This window comes from Actinoplanes sp. CA-142083 (genome assembly GCF_050942195.1).
In the GTDB taxonomy this organism is placed as follows: Bacteria; Actinomycetota; Actinomycetes; order Mycobacteriales; family Micromonosporaceae; genus Actinoplanes.
The window spans coordinates 3,477,488-3,494,806 of the sequence record NZ_CP192076.1 but is presented as its reverse complement, the minus strand read 5'-3'; the positions used below and the strand labels follow the sequence as shown (position 1 = coordinate 3,494,806).

Sequence of the window (17,319 nt, the reverse complement as noted above, 5' to 3'; positions counted from 1 at the left end):
CATCGGGGACGCGATCATGGGCGTGTTCGTGCGGGCCGGGGTGGTGCCGAGCACGTACATGCTGACGACTATCGGCCGCAAGAGCGGGCGGAGTCTGACCCATCCGGCGACCATCGTTCGTGATGGGGAGCGACGGTGGCTTGTGTCGCCGTACGGCGTGGTGTCCTGGGTATACAACGCTCGTGCCGCCGGGCGGGTGAGTCTGGCGCGGCGCGGGGACCGGCATGACTACGCCGTCCGGGAGTTGTCGGCAGCTGAGGCGGGGCCGGTGCTCAAGCGCTACATCGCCGTCGCCACCGCCACGCGACCGTATTTCGACGCGAACAAGGACTCGCCGGTCGAGGATTTTGTGGCCGAGGCGGACCGCCATCCGGTGTTCGAGCTGACCCCGGTCACAAATAGCGGGCGTTAGCCGGGCGCGAGTGGTAACTTTTTCCCGCCGTGACGCTGTGCGAGGAGGTGAGACCCGTGAACGTTTGTATCGATGTGGGTGCTCCCCTCGTCGTCACGGGCCGGCCACTGACGTAGGTGTCGCCGGGAGCGCCCCGCACCAGGCGATCCCGAAAGGCACTACCTGTGAATCCTGTGGAATTCAGCCACGCCGTGCTGATTTCGCGCGTTGCTCCCGGCCAATGGCACGCCCTCGAAGACGACCTCGTCGTCGGTCGCGGCGAGGCGTGGCGCCGGCCCGACGGGCGGATGTTCGTCAGCATCGACGCGTGGCGCGAAGAAGCGTTCGACCGGCTGGCCGGGGCCATGCTGGCAGCCCTGCCGAAGCCGCTGCACACCGTGGTCGACGAGGCCGACCACGACCTGACCGGCCGCTGGCGGCGCGCCGGTTTCACGACACGGCGCCGCGAGTGGGAGTACGCCGTGCCCACCGACCCCGCCGCCACCGGTCTCGACTCGGCGCTGCCGCCGCCGGGCGTGACGATCAAGGCCTTCGGCACCGCCGAGGAGGTCCCCCTTCGTGATCTGGACCGGACCATCCGCGACGAGGTCGGCAACTGGCAGGACATGCCGTCCGAGGTGCTGGCCCGCCCGGTGCTCGACCCGTCGAAGTACGCGGTGGCGGCGCAGGCCGGCGAGTACGTGGGTCTGCTGCGGGTCGCGACGGTGACCCGGCTGCCCCGGATCGGGCTGGTCGCCGTCCGGGCCGACCGGCAGCGCCGGGGCATCGCCCGGGCACTGCTGGCCCACGCGCTGGGCGCGCTGCACCACGTCGGCAAGGACACGGCCGCGGCCGAGGTGACCGAGTCCAACGTGGCCGCCACGGCGCTGTTCGACGGCATCGCCGCCCGCCGCACGGGCAGCAACCTCGAACTGGTCCGGTGGTGACGATGGCACGGAACTCCAAGGGCATCGAGCTCGAGGGCACCGTCCTCGAGTGCCTGCGCAACGCCACCTTCCGGGTGGAGCTCCAGAACGGCCACAAGGTGCTGGCCCACATCAGCGGGAAGATCCGTAAGAACTACATCAAGATCCTTCCGTTCGACCGGGTGCTCGTCGAGCTGAGCCCGTACGACCTGACCCGGGGCCGGATCGTCTTCCGCTACCGCGGCTGACGCCGGCCCCGACGAGGAGTTATTCGCCCGTCGCGCCGTCGATGGCTTCGCGGAGGAGATCCGCGTGGCCGGCGTGGCGGGCGTACTCCTCGATCAGATGCGCGAGGACGAACCGCACGTCCGTATCGCCGAACTCCGGGTTCGGCACCGTGCGGGACAGGTCTTCGGTGGCCTTCGCGAACACCTCGCGCGACTTCTCACACGCCGCCAGATAGTTCGCGTAGACCTTCTCGGCCGGTGCCGGGGACTCCTCGTCGCCATCATCGGCAATGACCGTTCCCGCGAGCTTCCATTGGATCCAGTACTGCTCGACCCCCTGGAGGTGGCGCATGAGCCCCAGCAGGGTCAACTCCGACGGCGTCACGGATCGTTGCCGCAGCTGGGCCTCCGTCAGGCCCGAGCATTTCCACAGGAAGGTCGCCCGGTGGTAGTCGAGGTTCGAGGCGATCACCTCGAGCCACGATCCGGACAGCTTCCGCTCGGGCCGGGCGATGCTCTCGATGACGGCGTCGGTCATGGTGCGGTCCTCTCCGTTGGTCTTTGACCTTCATGACGAAGAGGCGGCCGGGAATACGACAAGCGCGGCAGGAAGAAACTCGCGGCCGTGCCGGCGAACGCGAGCGCGGCGGAGACGGCCATCGCCGGGACGTAGCCGTCGGCGAACAGGCGCGCGGTGGTGTAGCCGCCGGCGGAGGCGAAGACGGCGCCGGTCAGGGCGACCCCGAACGCGCCGCCGAGCTGCCGGAGCGTGCTGAAAGCGCCGGAGGCCCGGCCGATGTCCGGCGGCGCGACCCGGCTGACGACCGACTTGGTGACCGCCGGCAAAGCCAGCGAGAAACCGATCCCACCGACGGCCATCGCCACGGCCGTCGTGGCGTACGGGATGCCTGGTTGGGAAATTATGGCGATCCACCCCATGCCGGCGCCGAGGAGGAGCGTGCCGATGACGACCAGCGCCCGCTCGCCGATGCGATCGGTGAGCGCACCCGCGCGAGGAGCGATGAGGAAGGGCGCGATGCCCCACGGCAGCAGCCGCAGGCCGGCCTGGACCGCGCCGTGGCCGAGCGCCACCTGCTGGAACTGCGCGGTGAAGAAGATCGCGCTGGTCAGCGAGGCGTTGATGAAGAAGACCGCGGCGTTGCCGGCGGAGAAGGCCGGCGAGCGGAACAACCTCATCGGCAACATCGGCGCGGGCGCCCGCCGCTCCCGCACGATGAAGAGGCCGCCGGCGACGACCCCGCCGGCCAGCGTCGACAGGATCTCGGCGCTCCCCCACCCGGCGGCGTTGCCGCGCACGAGGGCCCAGGTGATGCCGAGCGCGGACGCGGCCGCCAGGGCCAGACCTGGGAGGTCCAGCGCGCCGCCGGGTCCGTGGGTCTCGGCGATCCGGCCGAGCACCAGCGGGATCGCGATCACCGTGAGCGGAACGTTCAGCCAGAAGATCCACTGCCAGGCGAGGTGCTGGGTGACCAGGCCGCCCAGCACCGGGCCGGCGATCGCGGCCAGCCCGGTGACGCTGCCGTAGACGCCCGTCGCCCAGCCGCGCCGCTCGGGCGGGAAGGCGCCGTTGAGCAGGCCCAGCGCCACCGGCATGATCATCGCGGCGCCGGCGCCCTGCACGGCTCGCGCGGCGATCAGCGAGCCGGCCTGGGTGGCCAGCGCGCAGGCGGCCGAGGCCACGGCGAACAGGCCGAGCCCGATCGCGAAGACGCGGCGCCGCCCGTACCGGTCGCCCAGCGCCGACCCGGTCATCAGCAGGACCGCGAAGCTGAGCGTGTAGGCGTTGACGGTCCATTCGAGGTCCTCGAGCGAGGCGCCGAGGTCGCGCTGGATCGCCGGCAGCGCGGTCGCCACCACCAGCATGTCCAGGACCACCACGAAAGACGCGAGGGAGCTGAGGCCGAGCACCCATCGCTGCGCCGTCGTCGAACTCATGCGGCGAATCCGCCGTCGACGGTGATCGCGGTGCCGCTGATGTACCGGCCGGCGTCCCCGGCGAGGTGCGCCACCGTGGCGGCGATGTCCTCGGCGACGCCGTAGCGGCCGAGCGCGGGGAAGCCGCCGAGCAGGGCGGCGCCGGGGCCGTCGGCCGGGTTCATGTCGGTGTCGATCAGGCCGCCGTGCACCACGGTGGCCGTGATCCCGCGCGGACCCAGGTCACGCGCGAGGCCCCGGGTCAGGCCGGTGAGGGCGGCCTTGCACATCGCGTACACGGTCATGCCCTCGACCGGGACCCGCTCGGTCAGAACGCTGCCGATGGTGATGATCCGGCCGCCCTCGGTCATGTGCCGGGCGGCGGCCTGGGAGGCGAGGAACACCGCGCGGACGTCGACGGCGATGATCCGGTCGAGCTCGGCCGGCGTGATCGCGTCGAGTGGGCCGCCGGTGAAGATGCCGGCGTTGTTGACCAGGATGTCGATGCCGCCGAGGTCCCGTACGGTCTGCTCGACGGCGCCGGCTGCCTCGTCCGGGTCGGCGTTGTCGGCGCGGATGACCAGCGCTCGCCCGCCGTCGGCCTCGATCTTGCCGGCCACGGCCCGGGCCTTGTCCGCCGCGCTGGCGTAGGTGAGCGCCACGGCCGCGCCGTCGTGCGCGAGCCGCTGGGCGATGGCCGCGCCGATCCCGCGGCTGCCACCGGTCACGAGGGCGGTGCGCCCCTTCAGGTCTGTCATCGTTCTCTCCTCGATCAAGAAATGTCAGGCGGCGGGGCAGTCGTGGTAGGCCTCGACGAGCCACGGCCCGGTGCGGCGGGACAGGACCCAGGTCGCGATCGACCAGCGGTCGGCGGGCGGCTCGTCCTCGCCGGCCGGGACGGTGACGCTGCGGGTGATGACGATCGCGGTGGCGTCGTCGAGGAAGCGCACGCCCTGGACGCGGTGGACCCGCCGGGTGCCCTTGAGCTGGCCGGCGAAGGCCGCCCCCATCGCGGTGCGGATCACGGGCTTGCTGAGGAGCGCGAAGCCGGGGAGGACCGCGGTCGCGTCCTCGGCGTAGTGGGCCACGAAGGCGTCGACGTCGTTGTCCGCCCACGCCTCCGAGACGGCGTCTATCACGGCGCGTACGGTCTGCTCGTGTGTCATGGTTTGTCCTCTCGCTTTTCGCTGCTTCTCGCTTTCGTTGCTTCGCGAATGAGGACTTGGCCGAGGACTCGAACTGGTCGGCGCGTGGCCTTGGACACATCGGGCGCCGGGACCGATCAGTTCCGGGCGGCTCCCCGGTCTGCATCGACATGACGCAGGCCGACTTCTCGCTGCTTACCGAGCCGTTCCGCCGGGAGCTGCTGGCGCACTGCTATCGCATGCTGGGCTCGGTCCACGACGCCCAGGACATAGTTCAGGAGACATACGTACGGGCGTGGCGCGGCTTCGACGGCTTCGAGGGCCGGTCGTCGCTGCGGGTCTGGCTGTACCGCATCGCGACCAGCGCCTGCCTCACCGCGCTCGAGCATCGCAGCCGGCGGGTCCTGCCTTCCGGGCTCGGGCCCTCGGGCGACCCCGGCGAGCCGCTGGCCGTCGCCGGTCCGGAAGTCGTCTGGGTCCAGCCCCTGCCCGACGCCGACCCGGCCACGATCGTCACCACCCGCAGCAGCGTGCGGCTCGCCCTGGTGGCCGCCCTGCAGTACCTTCCGGCCAAGCAGCGGGCCGTGCTGATCCTGCGCGACGTGCTCGCCTGGCACGCCGCCGAGGTCGCGGACCTGCTCGGCACCAGCGTCGACGCGGTCAACAGCGCGCTCGCCCGGGCCCGCGCGCAGCTGGCCCGCAGCGGCCTCACCGAGGACATGGTCACGGAACCTGCCGACCCGGCCGACCGGTCACTGCTCGACCGGTACGCCCGGGCCTTCGCCGACGCGGACACCGCGGAGCTGCTTCGGGTGCTCCGCGAGGACGTCACGATGGAGATGCCGCCGCACCTTTCGTGGTTCGCCGGCCGCGCGGCGGTTGCCCGCTTCCTCACCACCACCCCGTTCGAGTGCGCCGGCGCGATCCGCACGCTGCCGGCGACAGCCAACGGCCAGCCGGCGCTCGCGGTCTACGCCGGCGGGGCGAACGGGCATTATCTTCCGCACGGTTTGCAGGTGCTCACCATCACGCCCGCGGGCATCTCCCGGATCGTCTCCTTCCACGACCCGAGCCTCTTCAAGCCCTGCGGCCTCCCGGCAGCCCTCTACGACCGGCAGTACAGCGCGTCCGGCGTGCGGGACTTGCCGATGCGGCCGGTGTAGGCGACGCCCGCCACGTGCTCCCCCGCCGCGCACTGCCCCTTGTAGTTGCCGGTGGCGAAGTCGCCGCCCGGGTTGCCCGCCGGCCGGTTGTCACCGCCGTCGAACCACAAAGTGCGGCCGGAGTTTCGCGGTGCTGCCGCAGCCGCGCACAGCACGCTCGACATCGCCGCGCCGCGAACCGAATAGCCGATGACGTACGCCCCGGCGGGGCACTGCAGTTTGCTGTAGCCGGAGGCCCAGTCGGTGGTGACGTAGCGCTCGTCCTTCACGACCTCGTAGCCGGTGACCGCGGCGGCGAGATCGGTGCACAGCCCGCGGTTGCCGGTGTGGGCCAGGCCGGCGAGCCGCTGGCCGTCCGGGCAGGCCGCCTTGCGGGCGCCCGAATCCCAGTCGGGCCGGTCCCGCATCGTCGAGGACTGGATGAAGTCGCCGTGGTCCGGGCTGAGCATCGACCAGCGCGTCACCGGATCGACCACGCCCGTGCGGCCCGCGCTGCCGACGAGCCGGTTCCAGATCTCGCCCCGCCACGCGTCGCCGTACGATACTTGCCCGGATTCATCGAGAAATATCAGGGCCCAGTCGTTGGCCGCCCGCGTATCCGAGAGCCCCACCACCGGCCAATAGGCGAAGTCGGCGTCGGCCTGGATGAGGTAGTCGACGAAGTTGACGAACCATTGCCGCTGCTTCGAACCCTCCGCCGCGTTGCCGTCGACGCCGAACTCGCTTATCCACACCGGCGCCGTGAAATGCTGCCCTTGTTCCGCCGAGACGAAGAACGCGTCGCGGGTCAGCACGGTGAACAGCTCTTCCCGGGTGAAGTCGCGGTAACGCAGGTCGCTGGTCTCGCCGATCCCGGTCGCCCCACTGTGATTGGGGCCGGTGTAGTCGTAGAAGTGCGCCGAATACACCAGCTTTCCGGACGCGACGAGCGTGTGCGAAAGCCACCTGGCCGGCGTCAGCGTCGGGCGTCCGTGTGCGAACCCGTCGACCGGGATCCCCGTCCAGTTGATGCCCTCCACGATGATCAGCAGGTTCGGGTTGGCCTCGCGCAGGATCCGGTCGCCGAGGTGTTGCGAGGCCGCGAACCAGTCGTGCTCGTCGCCGCTCCCCCAGTTCGGGTCGTCCCACACGTCGCGGCGCACCTCGTTGTAGAGGTCTGCGCCGACGACGCGCGGGTTGTCCCGGTAGCGGCGGACCATCGCCAGCCAGTTCTCCTCCCACTGCTGGGTGGACTGGCTCGAGTTCCACCGCTCGTTGCCGTCCACCCCGCAGCACCACTTGGTCGTGTTGGTGTGGTTGTTGAGGATCACCGCGAGCCCCGCGCCGGTCAGGGCCGCGACGACCTCGTCGTACACCTGCAGCGGTGTCTTGGAAAGTAACTGCGGATTCGCGGCGACATCGGCGCTGTCCACAACCCGGGTGTCGGTCAGCATCTCGTCGGAGAACTGCAGCCGGACGCTGTTCAGCCCGAGCTCCTGGAAGTTAGCGACGATTCGCCCCAGCGGCGCCCGGTCCAGGCCCATCGGGAGGCGATGTGAGTTCTCCCCCGCGTGATGGTTCGCGTCGTCGTTGACGTCCCCGCTGCCGTTCCACGTGCCGCTCGCGCCGTGCCAGTTGCCCGACCGCAGCTTGAAGCGCACCCCGTTGGCGTCCACGATGTAGCGCCCGCGGGTGCTGAGCGGCGGCACGAAAGACACGGCCTGGGTGGTGGGTGCGGCTTCGGCGGGGACCGTCGCGCTCAGCGGCACGACCAGAGCGAGCAGCAGGGGTACGACCAACGCGCGCGCGACCATCATTCATCGACCTCCGCGCATATCTAAACTCGCGCGGACCCGTTTACCAAGAGTGTTTTGCGAGAAAGTTTCGCATCAGCGCGGCAACGTCGTCGACGGCCGACTCGAGCAGGAAGTGACCGCCGTCGAGCAGGTGGATCTCGGCGTCGGGCAGGTCGGTCGCGAAGGCCCGGGCGCCATCCGGCCCGAAGATCTCGTCACCCCGGCCCCAGACCGCGAGCAGCGGCACCTGGGACTCGCGGAAGTACTCATGCAGCCGCGGATAGAGCAGCGGGTTGGTCGCGTAGTCGCTGAACAGGTCGAGCTGCACGGCGTCGTTGCCCGGCCGCGAGACCAGCGCGACGTCGTGCTCCCACGCGGTCGGGTCGACCAGCGTCTCGTCGGGCACGCCCGTCAGGTACTGCCAGCGGATGCTCTCCCGGGTCAGCGCCTGCCGCATGGCGTCCTCCGTCTCGGGGTTGCGGTCCTTGTGGTACGCCCACACGCCCTCCCAGAAGCTCGGCACGAAACCCGCCTCGTACGCGTTGCCGTTCTGCGTGACGATCGCCGCGACCGCCGCCGGATCGCGCAACGCCAGCCGCCACCCGACCGGCGCGCCGTAATCCTGCACGTAGATCGCGTATCGCCGGACGCCCAGCTGTGCCAGCAGCCCCGCCGTGAGGTCGGTGAGCGCGTCGAACGTGTAGGCGAACTCGCCGGCGCTTGGCGCGTCCGACAGCCCGAAGCCGAGGTGGTCGGGCGCGATCACGTGGTAGTCGGCGGCGAGCCGCGGGATCAGCTCGCGAAACATGAACGAGCTCGTCGGAAACCCGTGCAGCAACACGATCGCCGGCTCGGCCGGGTCCCCCGCCTCCCGGTAGAAGAGCCGCCGCCCGTCGACCGTCGCGTAGCGGAAATGAACCTGCGTCATGACCTAACCTCCTTGGTGCACTTTGATGGTTAGCACCGTGCCATTCGCTCGTGTAACCTGTCAAGCGAGCTTTGGGGGTTAGATATGGCGGCGGACGAGGTTGTCCTGCTGGCGCTGCTGAACAGCAGCCCGGTGATCGCCGGCACACCGGCCGACGAGCTGGCCGACGAGGAGTCGGCCCGGCGCTGGCTCCGCGCGCACAAGATCCCGGCGCGGGCCGAGGACGCGGCGGTGCTGCGCGAGGGCCGCGATCTGCTCCAGGCCGTGGTCCGCGGCGACCTCCCGCCCCGGGCGCTCTCCCCCTTGCTGGAAGGCGTCGTGTCCCGCCCGTCGATCACCCGCGACGGCTTGGAGTGGACCGTCGACCTGCACGGCGCCCGCGCCGTCCTGGTCGACGCCGTCATCGCCTGGGACGATCTGCACCGCAACCGCCCGGGCCGCCTGCGGCCCTGCGCCAACGAGGAATGTGCCCTCTTCCTGATCGACCGCAGCAAGTCCAACAGCGCCCGCTGGTGCTCGATGGCCACCTGCGGCAACAAGCTGAAGGCCCGCCGCCATTACCAGCGCGCCCACTCCGACGGCGCCCAGCCCTGAGGTCGCGGCCGTCCGGCATGCGGATCAAGGAACGGGCGCGCGGTGGCTACCCTCACGGGCGGCTTGGCTCTCTCGGGTGGCTCGTCTCGCGGGCGGCTGGGGTCTGGCGGGCGGCTCGGCTTAGGGGGTTGCGTGGAGATGCGAGGACGGCGGGCGCCGTGGTGGCCGATGGCCGCCTCGGTGGTAGCGGTGGCGCTGCTGCTGTGGGGCGTCAGCGTGCCCGGCGGCTACTACGGCGTGGTGGTTACCGCGCTGGTGGCCTGGTTCGCGGTCGGGCTGGCCTGGGCGGTGACCGGCAGGTCGTACCTCGGGTCGCTCCCGGAACGGCGGTTCCGGCAGTGGTGGCCGCTGCTCGTGGTGCCGGTGGTGTTCGTGGCCAGCGTCGCGGTGGCGTCCGGCGACCTGGTCGGGCGGGCGCTGTTCCCGCTGCACCGGGCGGAGCTCGAGCGCTGGGCCGCGGACGAGGCCGCCGCGCCGGATTGGAACCCTCCCCCGCCCTGGGGTGTGGGTATCTACAGGTTCGAGTCGGTGGGCTGGCAACAGGGCTGCATGATCTATGCGACCAAAAGCCCCGCCATGGCGCCGTACGCCGGATTCGCCTGGTGTCCCGACGTGGCGCCGATGAGCAAGCGCTGGTCGGACGGCCAGGTCTTCGAGCGCTTCGACGGTGACTGGTACGTGGTCAGCGTCCGCGCCGACCACCCGTGGGGCCTGCACCTGAGCCGCCTGCACCACCGGACCGAAGTCTGACCAGGCCTTGAGGGGAAGAGGTAATGCTGCTCGGTGAGTCCCTGGCTCCGCTGACGTCCAGGATCGGCTTCCTCGAAGCTCCGGTGAACGAGGTCGCGAAGAGCCTGCGCGAGTGGCTCGAGAACCTGCGCCGGCAGGTCCGTGTCACCTCGTTCGAGGGTGGGCTGCAGGAGAACGCGCTTCGCCTGCAGCCCTTGATCAGCGGCGCGGCGCCACGAGACCTGGTCGTGGCGACCCGTAATCCGCGGTGGACGGCCGTGCTGGATTGCTTGTATCAGGGCGGAAACCAGGTCACTACCGTCGGCTATCTGGCCCGCACCATGCGGGTACAGGGTCTCGTCGTCTCCTCGATCTCCGATTCCCGGGGCGCGCCGGGCGTGCCGCAACGCTTCGGCGCCCGCCAATTCGAGCTGTTCGCGCCGATCGAAACCGACTTCCTCAACTACGTCCGGACTATTTCCGTCATCCGGGAGGGCGAGCGGTGGCGGTTCGACGCGGCCGGAACGGTTCAGGACTTCGAGGACGAGGCCGCCTACGCCCGGCGAAAGATCGCCGATCGATTCACCGAGGACATGCTGGCCGACTATTGCGCCGCGCTCGGCCTGCACCCGTTCGACGACGATTTTTACCCCGGACCGTCGATCCTGCTCGAGACCGACGAGCCGGTGCCCCACGGCGCCTACGCCCTGAGCCTCGCCGAGGCGCGGCGCAAGTGGGGCTACGACGCACGCGGTTAGGATCGGCCTTTTCCGGAGGCGGGAGCACGGATGCGGATCGGAATCTCCGGAACGCACGGGACGGGGAAGACCACGCTCGTCGAAGCGTTGTGCGAGCGCCTGCCCGGCCACGCCGCCGCCGATGAGCCCTACTACCTGCTGGAGGAGGAGGGCTACGAGTTCCAGTTCCCGCCCTCGCTCGACGACTACCGCGCCCTGCTGGCCCGCTCGGCGCGCAGCCTCCGCACCTCGCCACCGCCGACCGTCTTCGATCGGACGCCGCTCGACTACCTCGCCTACATGGCCGCGGCGGGCGCCGATCCGGCGGAGGAGGTCGACGGCACGGTTTTCGCAAACCTCGACCTCCTGGTCATCACAGTCATCACCCCGGAGACCGAACGGATCCTGCCGCCGGCCGAGCTGCCGGGCCTCCGGTCACGCATGAACGACGCGTTGCTGGACCTGGTCTACGACGATCCGCTGGACGCCTGGGCAAACACGCCGGTGCTGGAGTTGAGCGGCCCGCTCGACGGCCGCCTCGACACGATCCTCGCCGCCGTCAAGCAGATCAGAGCAAATCGGTTCTCGCCTGATCGAGGGCGAGTGTCCGTCTGGGCCAGCTGACGCGTTGCCGGACGAGAACGGCCTCGCCGAGAACCATCGGTTCTCGGCCGGACGATGCCATGGATCAGCCAGCCTTCACTGTGGCGCCGGCGATCCGGGCTTCAAGTTCGGGGCACATGGCGTCGATCGGCTCGCGGCCGGGCTGGGTTCGTCCGCCGGGCTCGCGCGGCAGGGCCGCCCAGCTGTCGGCGAACGTGGTCAGGGCCTTCTCGGCCTGCGGATCGGTGGCCGTCCGGGCGAGGGCCCGGATCTTCTGTTCCTGTTTCTGGAAGAATTCGCGGCGGATCGTCGTCTCCTGGTCCCGGGTAAATGTGCCGTCGTCGGCGGTCAGCGCTTCGAAGAACTTGGCCGACACCGCGTCGTCGCGGGCGGTGAGTGCCAGGGCCCAGTCGACCAGCGAGTCGCAGATCTGCCCGGTGTTGGGAGCCGAAGACGGTGCCGCACTCTCACTCGTCTTGTCGCCGGAGCCGCCGCAGGCCCCGATCGCGACCGTCGCCGCTATGACAGCCGGAACGGCGATTCTTCTCCACAGCACAGCGGCGTCCTTCCCCGATTCGCGGATGAGGCGTCAGGCTACCTCCGTCCATTCCGGCGACAGCGCGGACATGACAATCGAGTCCACTCGCTGATCGTCGAATTTGAGGGCGTCCCGCTTGACGCCTTCCACCTTGAAGCCCGCCTTCTCGTAGACCCGTTGGGCCCTCGGGTTGAAGGCGAAGACCTCCAACCCCACGCGGTGCAGGCCGAGCGTGGTGAAGGCGTACCGGAGGATCAGCTTTGTCGCTTCGGTGCCCAGACCCCGGCCGCGACCGTCCGGGCCGATGAGGATGCGGAAGTTGCAGGCTTCGTTGGCCGGCTCCCATTCGTTGAGCACGACTTCGCCCACGCAGCGGCCGGTGGCATTGTCGACGATGGCGAGGTCGAGCCGGTCGGGCTGGTCGTTGCGCGACCCGTACCAGGAGCGCATGCGGTCGTCGATCTGCGGCCAGGGGCTGCCGTCGGCGGAGGAGTGGATGCTTCCGGTCAATCGGAGCACCTCGGGGTCGGCCAGCGCGGCGGCCATCGGTTCGAGATCCTCGGTGCGGAACGGCCGGAGTGAGACCTTCGGCCCGATCAGCGTCGGCTTGGCAGCGAACGGCGACCCACTCATGTGCCGCATGCTAGCGGGCGAAGAGCAGGTCCAGCTGGGCGTCCAACGCGCCCAGAGCCTGCTCCGCCGTGTACTGGCCGCCCAGCAGGTAAACGCCGAGGCCTTCCATGAGGGCGAGCAGGCCGGCCGCGTCCGCCGCGGGGTCCGGGCCGGGCAGGACCGTGGCGAGGAAGCCGACCATCTGGGCGGTGTCGTCGCGCAGCTCGCGGGCCGCCGCCGGACGCACCGCCGTGTAGGCCAGGAACGCCAGCGCGACCCGGCCGTCGGCGCGGCTCTCCTGGTCGAGAGGAAGAAGAGCAGCGATCATCGTACGGAGTAGCAGGCGCGCCGCCGGGTTGGCGCCGAGCCGGCCGATCGCCTCGGTGACCCGCACCTGATTGCGGTCGCGCACGACGGCCAGCGCGAACGCCATCATTTCGTCTTTCGTACGGAAGTAGTGCTGCACCATGCCCGCGGAGACCCCGGCCGCGGCGGCCACATGACGCAGGCTCACGGCCTCGAGACCCTGCTCCGCCGCGACCTGCATCAGCGCGTCCGCGATCAGCGTCCGCCGCGCCTGGTGGTCCACCTTCTTGGGCATGGCACGGATGGTGTCACGAGCCGAGGGTGACAGTCCCCGCCGCGCCGTCCACGGTGATCGTCTCGCCGGTGACGATCCGCGCGGTGGCGCCGGGGACGCCGATGACGGCCGGGATGCCGTACTCGCGGGCCACCGTCGGCCCGTGCGCCATCACCGCCCCGGTTTCGGTGACCAGCGCCGCGGCGGTGAGGAACAGCGGAGTCCAGCCCGGGTCGGTGGTGGCCACGACCAGGATGTCCCCCGGCTCGACGACGGCGGTGGCCGGATCGCGCACAACCCGGGCCGGTCCGGTCGCGCGTCCACCGGACGCGCCGACCCCGCGCAGAACAGCTCGACCACTGGCGGCCTCGGACACGACCGCCGCTGGCGGTAGGGCCGCAGGCGCGGTCGCCGCCGACAAGATTGCCGTAGGCGCACCGGCCACCCCGGGCAGGACGGCCGCGGGCGCAGGGGCTGCGGGCGCAGAGGCAGCGGGCAGGACGGCCTCGATGTCCGTGCCGTCCGAGAGCAGCGCGACCGGCACGGCCCGGCGGCGCGACTCGCGGCGGTACTCCGCCCGACGGGCTGCCACGATGTCCCGCAGGTCCGCGCCCTCGTGCGCCCCGCCCGCCGCGTCGTCGGCGCCCTTGTGCACTGCCGTCGCCACCTCGTCGAGGGTGAGGAACATGATGTCGTCCGGTTCGGTGAGCACCCCGGTGGCGGTCAGGTCGGCGCCGAGAAGGAGCAGCTCCCGGCGCACGGCCTGCAACCGGTAGAGGCCGGCGAACTTGCCGGCCTCCCGCAGGCCGGCCAGTGCTCGGGCCCGGCGTAGCAGGAAGCCGGCGATGCGTCCGCGCACCGGCCGGCGCCGCCGGGCGCGCGCGGTGAGGTCGGCGAGCGCGGCCTCGGCGGCCTCGGCGGCACGGTCGAAGCGCCGGCCGGGCGCCTGGTCGGGGTCGGTGAGGCGCAGATAGTTGGCGATGACGGCCAGGACCGGTGTGGGGTCCTCCGCCCAGCGGGGCACGCCGAGGTCGGCCTCGGCGACGCCACGATGACCGTAGGCATCGAGGAACGCGTCCAGCCCGATGTCCGGCAGGTCGCCTCGCAGATATCGGGCCGCCAACTCGGCGGGCGGCGTGCCCAGCAGCAGGTCGCGGTGCTCGCCGGCCCGGGTGGCGAGCTCCCAGAGCGCGAGGTTCATCTCGATGGTGACGTTGTGCGGCATCCCGCCCAGGACGGTGTGGATCTCCCCCGGGCGGGCCACGTCCCCGAGAAGCTGGGCGGGAAGCGCGGAGGCAAGCATCCCGGCGACGATGGGCCAGGTGAGGTCATCGCCGCTGTCGGCCGGACCGTCCGCCTGCACATACCGCAGCCGGTCGGCGGCCGTGCGCAGGTCCCCGCTCGGAGCGGACGCCAGCCGGATCCGCTCCACGGCCCCGGCCGCCCGCTCACGGGCTGCCTCGGGACGGGCCAGCGCACGAAGGACCCCGCTGACGCCCCGCGCGGCCGTTCGCACCGGCGACGCCTTCTTGCGGGCCGGGCTGTTCGCGGGCGCGGCCTCGCCGCGAGCCGGGCCATTCGCGGGCGCGGCCTCGCCGCGAGCCGGGCCATTCGCGAGCGCGGCGTTGCGGCGGGCCGAGCCTCCCTTCTGTGCGGCGAACCGGGGGTCGGCCAGCACGTGCTCCATCACCGCCTGCGCTCGTGGGCCGAAGTCCACCGCCATCAGCTTGACCAGCCGCCTGCGGGCGATCGGATGCCGTGCCAGGTCGCTCAGGTCGCCGTACAGCCGGCCGCCGATGTCGGTGATCTCCACCCGCAGGCCGATCGAGGCGGCCATCGCCGCGACGGTCTTCTTCAGGGTCGACATGCCCATCGGCGTGACCGGCTGCAGCATGCCCTGCACGTTGCCGAACTCCAGGTAGACGCGAGGCTGCTGACCCCCGGCCGGCGGCGGGAGCGGGAACAGCGTGGTGATCGGCCGCGATTGCAGCAGCCACAGCCTGCCGTCATGGTCGATGGCCCACTCCACGTCCTGCGGGGCGCCGAGCTCGCGTTGCAGCCGCTCTCCGGTGGCGCGCAGCTCGGCCAGCTGGTCGGGGCTCAGGCAGCCACGCTGCGACGGCTCGGAGTCGTCGAGCTCGTAGTGATCCACCGGTGCAGAGCCGTCAACGACGGCGGTGCCCAGCCCGGGGGCCGCGTCGACGACCATCTCGGTGCGCCGGCCGGTCACCGGGTTGGCGGTGAACAACACTCCGGCCACCGCCGCGTCGACCATCCGCTGAACCACGACGGCCATCCGCACGATCGCGGGGTCGATGTCGCGGGCCTTCCGGTACGCGATGGCGCGCTCGGAGTGCAGCGACGCCCAGCATTTCTCGATCGCGGCGAACAGCTCGGCGCCGCCGGTGACGTCGAGGACGGTGTCGTGCTGCCCGGCGAAGCTGGCGTCCGGCAGGTCCTCGGCGGTCGCGCTGGACCGCACCGCCACCGGGCCGGCGCCCATCGCTTCATAGGCCGCGAGGATCTCCGCTTGTGGAAGCTCGCCACGCTGGTACGCGTCGGTGGTGACGCAGAAGCCCGGCGGCACCCGCTCGCCCAGCCGGATCAGCTCGGCGAGGCCGGACGCTTTGCCACCGGCCACGGCTACCGACGTTGCCTGGGCCAACGGGATCACCGACATGGCCAACTCCTTTGCAATACAGTTGCATTGCAAAAGACGATACTCCCGTCGCAATGCAACTGCAATGCGATAGGCGCGGAGCGGCCGGCCGCCCTTCTGGCGGAGAGGACGGCCGGCCGAGTTCCGGGTAACGACAAAGGCGGGGACGGGGAGGGCGGGGGCGGGGCAGGGCGAGACGGGGCAGGGCGAGATGGGCAGGGCGAGATGGGCAGGGCGAGACGTGGCAGGGCGGGGACGGGACGGCGGGCGAGGGCGGGGACGCGTCAGGTGGTCGGCTTGGACGCGCTCGACGCGGTTGCCTCGGCGCCGGCGTGAGTGGGCTCGGCCGCGCCGGCGTGAGTGGGCTCGGCCGAGCCGGCGTGAGTGGGCTCGGGCGAGCCGTCGCCGGGCTCGTCGTCGTCGAGCATGGTCGACTCGTCGAAAGGCAGGTCGCCGGCCAGGACCAGGCCCACCCGCTCGCGGTCGATCTCGCCGGTCCAGGTGCCGATCAGGACGGTGGCGACCGCATTGCCGGCGAAGTTCGTGAGGGCGCGCGCCTCCGACATGAAGCGGTCGATGCCGACGATCAGGCCCACCCCGTCGACCAGGTCGGGCCGATGGCTCTGCAGACCGCCGGCCAGCGTCGCCAGACCCGCGCCGGTGACGCCGGCGGCGCCCTTCGAGGCGATGATCATGAAGACCAGCAGCGAGATCTGCTCGCCGACCGAGAGCGGGTCACCCAGGGCCTCCGCGATGAACAGCGACGCCATGGTCAGGTAGATGGCCGTGCCGTCCAGGTTGAACGAATAGCCCGTGGGGACGGTGATGCCGACGACCGGCTTGCTGACGCCCAGATGCTCCATCTTGGCGATCAGCCGGGGGAACGCGGTCTCCGACGACGACGTCGAGAGGATCAGCAGGAACTCGCGGGCCAGGTAGCGGAGCAGCAGCAGGATGTTCACCCGGGCGAAGCTCCACAGGATCAGGCCGAGGATCCCGAAGACGAAGATCGCGCAGGTGATGTAGAAGCCGAGCATGATCTGGGCGAGGCTCTTGAGCGCGTCGACGCCGGTCGCGCCGACCACGGCGGCGATCGCGCCGAATGCTCCGATGGGCGCCAGCCACATGATCATGGCGAGGATCTTGAAGACGACGCGCTGGAGGACCTCGACCGCGCGCAGCACCGGCTCGCCGCGGCGGCCCAGGGCCTGCACGGCGAAACCGACCAGCAGGGCCACCAGCAGCGCCTGCAAGACCTCGCCGGAGGTCAGCGACGAGAACAGTGACGTCGGGATGATGCCGAGGACGTAATCGGCGGTGCCCTCCGAAGCGGTGGTGCCGACCGCCTTCTGGCCGGCGGCCGCGATGGTGTCGTTGAGGTGCAGGCCGGCGCCGGGGTGGATGATGTTGCCGACGACCAGGCCGATCGCGAGCGCGACGGTCGACATGATCAGGAAGTAGCCGAGCGCGAGGCCGCCGACCCGGCCGACCTTGGCGGCCTGGCGGATCGAGCCGACCCCGAGCACGATCGTGCAGAAGATGACCGGGGCGATCATCATCTGGATGAGCTTCACGAACCCGGTGCCCAGCGGCTTGAGGTCGACGCCGAGGTCCGGGAAGACGAGGCCGACGACCACGCCGGCGACGACGGCCACGATCACCGCCAGATAGAGGAAATGCGTTCGGTCCCGCCTGACCCGCGGGGAGGGCGTCTGGGTCTCCATGACGCAGAATGTGTCCTACGTCTCACCCGAGGGGCACGCTTGCGTTCATTTTG

At 70.9% G+C, this 17,319-nt stretch carries 19 protein-coding genes; 8 read left to right on the top strand and 11 right to left on the bottom strand.

Features of this window, described 5'->3' with window-relative positions; all coding sequences use genetic code 11:
* Positions 1–16: 16 nt before the first annotated feature.
* The 3 genes from ACQPZX_RS15980 (at position 17) to infA (ending at position 1,565) form a co-directional block, all read left to right on the top strand.
* Positions 17–412 carry a nitroreductase family deazaflavin-dependent oxidoreductase gene (locus ACQPZX_RS15980; protein ID WP_433380814.1) on the top strand — a complete coding sequence of 132 codons (396 nt, stop codon included), beginning with the start codon at positions 17–19 and terminating at the stop codon, positions 410–412.
* A 164-nt stretch (positions 413–576) separates the two neighbouring features.
* Positions 577–1,338: a GNAT family N-acetyltransferase gene (locus ACQPZX_RS15975; protein ID WP_433380811.1), complete on the top strand. Its 762-nt coding sequence runs from the start codon at positions 577–579 to the stop codon at positions 1,336–1,338.
* A 2-nt stretch (positions 1,339–1,340) separates the two neighbouring features.
* Positions 1,341–1,565 carry a translation initiation factor IF-1 gene (infA, locus tag ACQPZX_RS15970; protein WP_433380808.1) on the top strand — a complete coding sequence of 75 codons (225 nt, stop codon included), beginning with the start codon at positions 1,341–1,343 and terminating at the stop codon, positions 1,563–1,565.
* Positions 1,566–1,584: 19 nt separating this feature from the next.
* On the opposite strand, the gene ACQPZX_RS15965 is transcribed toward infA, so the two are convergent.
* The 4 genes from ACQPZX_RS15965 to ACQPZX_RS15950 are packed head-to-tail and all read right to left on the bottom strand — an operon-like array spanning position 1,585 to position 4,645.
* Complete coding sequence (locus ACQPZX_RS15965; RefSeq protein ID WP_433380805.1) at positions 1,585–2,082, bottom strand: DinB family protein; 498 nt, start codon at positions 2,080–2,082, stop codon at positions 1,585–1,587.
* Entirely contained in the window at positions 2,079–3,500 is a 1,422-nt protein-coding gene (locus tag ACQPZX_RS15960; protein WP_433380802.1) for an MFS transporter, read from the bottom strand. Before ACQPZX_RS15960 ends, ACQPZX_RS15965 begins: the two co-directional genes overlap by 4 nt.
* A complete protein-coding gene (locus ACQPZX_RS15955; protein ID WP_433380799.1) occupies positions 3,497–4,237 on the bottom strand; it encodes a 3-oxoacyl-ACP reductase family protein in 741 nt (246 codons plus the stop codon). The genes ACQPZX_RS15960 and ACQPZX_RS15955 overlap by 4 nt, the downstream gene beginning before the upstream one ends.
* A 24-nt stretch (positions 4,238–4,261) precedes the next feature.
* The gene (locus ACQPZX_RS15950) at positions 4,262–4,645 is read right to left on the bottom strand and encodes an SgcJ/EcaC family oxidoreductase (protein WP_433380796.1); all 384 of its coding nucleotides are present in this window, start codon (positions 4,643–4,645) and stop codon (positions 4,262–4,264) included.
* A 149-nt stretch (positions 4,646–4,794) separates the two neighbouring features.
* Between ACQPZX_RS15950 and ACQPZX_RS15945 the strand changes: the two genes are divergently transcribed.
* Positions 4,795–5,787 carry a sigma-70 family RNA polymerase sigma factor gene (locus ACQPZX_RS15945; RefSeq protein ID WP_433380793.1) on the top strand — a complete coding sequence of 331 codons (993 nt, stop codon included), beginning with the start codon at positions 4,795–4,797 and terminating at the stop codon, positions 5,785–5,787.
* Here the strand turns inward: ACQPZX_RS15945 and ACQPZX_RS15940 are convergent.
* Together ACQPZX_RS15940 and ACQPZX_RS15935 are read right to left on the bottom strand one after the other, a co-directional pair.
* Positions 5,730–7,583, bottom strand: coding sequence for a glycoside hydrolase family 5 protein (locus tag ACQPZX_RS15940; protein WP_433380790.1), 1,854 nt, complete (start codon positions 7,581–7,583; stop codon positions 5,730–5,732). The two genes, ACQPZX_RS15945 and ACQPZX_RS15940, sit on opposite strands and share 58 nt — an antisense overlap.
* Positions 7,584–7,623: 40 nt before the next feature.
* Positions 7,624–8,490, bottom strand: a complete 867-nt coding sequence (locus ACQPZX_RS15935; protein ID WP_433380787.1) for an alpha/beta fold hydrolase — start codon at positions 8,488–8,490, stop codon at positions 7,624–7,626.
* An 84-nt stretch (positions 8,491–8,574) separates the two neighbouring features.
* Between ACQPZX_RS15935 and ACQPZX_RS15930 the strand changes: the two genes are divergently transcribed.
* The 4 genes from ACQPZX_RS15930 to ACQPZX_RS15915 all read left to right on the top strand — a co-directional run bounded on the left by ACQPZX_RS15930 (position 8,575) and on the right by ACQPZX_RS15915 (position 11,174).
* Complete coding sequence (locus ACQPZX_RS15930; RefSeq protein WP_433380784.1) at positions 8,575–9,084, top strand: CGNR zinc finger domain-containing protein; 510 nt, start codon at positions 8,575–8,577, stop codon at positions 9,082–9,084.
* A 132-nt stretch (positions 9,085–9,216) separates the two neighbouring features.
* Positions 9,217–9,834, top strand: coding sequence for a hypothetical protein (locus tag ACQPZX_RS15925; protein WP_433380781.1), 618 nt, complete (start codon positions 9,217–9,219; stop codon positions 9,832–9,834).
* A gap of 23 nt (positions 9,835–9,857) precedes the next feature.
* Complete coding sequence (locus tag ACQPZX_RS15920; protein WP_433380778.1) at positions 9,858–10,571, top strand: hypothetical protein; 714 nt, start codon at positions 9,858–9,860, stop codon at positions 10,569–10,571.
* A gap of 30 nt (positions 10,572–10,601) precedes the next feature.
* Positions 10,602–11,174: an AAA family ATPase gene (locus tag ACQPZX_RS15915; RefSeq protein WP_433380775.1), complete on the top strand. Its 573-nt coding sequence runs from the start codon at positions 10,602–10,604 to the stop codon at positions 11,172–11,174.
* Between the two features lie 64 nt (positions 11,175–11,238).
* On the opposite strand, the gene ACQPZX_RS15910 is transcribed toward ACQPZX_RS15915, so the two are convergent.
* The 5 genes from ACQPZX_RS15910 to ACQPZX_RS15890 all read right to left on the bottom strand — a co-directional run bounded on the left by ACQPZX_RS15910 (position 11,239) and on the right by ACQPZX_RS15890 (position 17,266).
* Positions 11,239–11,709, bottom strand: a complete 471-nt coding sequence (locus tag ACQPZX_RS15910; RefSeq protein WP_433380772.1) for a hypothetical protein — start codon at positions 11,707–11,709, stop codon at positions 11,239–11,241.
* 33 nt (positions 11,710–11,742) lie between these two features.
* Entirely contained in the window at positions 11,743–12,324 is a 582-nt protein-coding gene (locus ACQPZX_RS15905) for a GNAT family N-acetyltransferase (RefSeq protein WP_433380769.1), read from the bottom strand.
* Between the two features lie 10 nt (positions 12,325–12,334).
* Positions 12,335–12,904 (bottom strand): TetR/AcrR family transcriptional regulator, encoded by a 570-nt coding sequence (locus ACQPZX_RS15900; protein ID WP_433380766.1) that lies wholly within the window; start codon positions 12,902–12,904, stop codon positions 12,335–12,337.
* A 13-nt stretch (positions 12,905–12,917) separates the two neighbouring features.
* Entirely contained in the window at positions 12,918–15,563 is a 2,646-nt protein-coding gene (locus tag ACQPZX_RS15895) for a PEP/pyruvate-binding domain-containing protein (protein WP_433380764.1), read from the bottom strand.
* A gap of 263 nt (positions 15,564–15,826) precedes the next feature.
* On the bottom strand, positions 15,827–17,266 hold the full coding sequence (locus ACQPZX_RS15890; RefSeq protein ID WP_433380761.1) for a cation:dicarboxylate symporter family transporter: 1,440 nt from the start codon (positions 17,264–17,266) through the stop codon (positions 15,827–15,829).
* Positions 17,267–17,319: the final 53 nt, after the last annotated feature.

Excerpts from the sequence above, each read along its gene's own strand:
- ACQPZX_RS15980 (WP_433380814.1), top strand. The coding sequence starts at position 17 with ATGGGCGTGTTCGTGCGGGCCGGGGTGGTGCCGAGCACGTACATGCTG.
- infA (WP_433380808.1), top strand. The coding sequence starts at position 1,341 with ATGGCACGGAACTCCAAGGGCATCGAGCTCGAGGGCACCGTCCTCGAG.
- ACQPZX_RS15965 (WP_433380805.1), bottom strand. The coding sequence starts at position 2,082 with ATGACCGACGCCGTCATCGAGAGCATCGCCCGGCCCGAGCGGAAGCTG.
- ACQPZX_RS15960 (WP_433380802.1), bottom strand. The coding sequence starts at position 3,500 with ATGAGTTCGACGACGGCGCAGCGATGGGTGCTCGGCCTCAGCTCCCTC.
- ACQPZX_RS15955 (WP_433380799.1), bottom strand. The coding sequence starts at position 4,237 with ATGACAGACCTGAAGGGGCGCACCGCCCTCGTGACCGGTGGCAGCCGC.
- ACQPZX_RS15950 (WP_433380796.1), bottom strand. The coding sequence starts at position 4,645 with ATGACACACGAGCAGACCGTACGCGCCGTGATAGACGCCGTCTCGGAG.
- ACQPZX_RS15945 (WP_433380793.1), top strand. The coding sequence starts at position 4,795 with ATGACGCAGGCCGACTTCTCGCTGCTTACCGAGCCGTTCCGCCGGGAG.
- ACQPZX_RS15940 (WP_433380790.1), bottom strand. The coding sequence starts at position 7,583 with ATGATGGTCGCGCGCGCGTTGGTCGTACCCCTGCTGCTCGCTCTGGTC.
- ACQPZX_RS15935 (WP_433380787.1), bottom strand. The coding sequence starts at position 8,490 with ATGACGCAGGTTCATTTCCGCTACGCGACGGTCGACGGGCGGCGGCTC.
- ACQPZX_RS15930 (WP_433380784.1), top strand. The coding sequence starts at position 8,575 with ATGGCGGCGGACGAGGTTGTCCTGCTGGCGCTGCTGAACAGCAGCCCG.
- ACQPZX_RS15920 (WP_433380778.1), top strand. The coding sequence starts at position 9,858 with ATGCTGCTCGGTGAGTCCCTGGCTCCGCTGACGTCCAGGATCGGCTTC.
- ACQPZX_RS15915 (WP_433380775.1), top strand. The coding sequence starts at position 10,602 with ATGCGGATCGGAATCTCCGGAACGCACGGGACGGGGAAGACCACGCTC.
- ACQPZX_RS15905 (WP_433380769.1), bottom strand. The coding sequence starts at position 12,324 with ATGAGTGGGTCGCCGTTCGCTGCCAAGCCGACGCTGATCGGGCCGAAG.
- ACQPZX_RS15900 (WP_433380766.1), bottom strand. The coding sequence starts at position 12,904 with ATGCCCAAGAAGGTGGACCACCAGGCGCGGCGGACGCTGATCGCGGAC.
- ACQPZX_RS15895 (WP_433380764.1), bottom strand. The coding sequence starts at position 15,563 with ATGTCGGTGATCCCGTTGGCCCAGGCAACGTCGGTAGCCGTGGCCGGT.
- ACQPZX_RS15890 (WP_433380761.1), bottom strand. The coding sequence starts at position 17,266 with ATGGAGACCCAGACGCCCTCCCCGCGGGTCAGGCGGGACCGAACGCAT.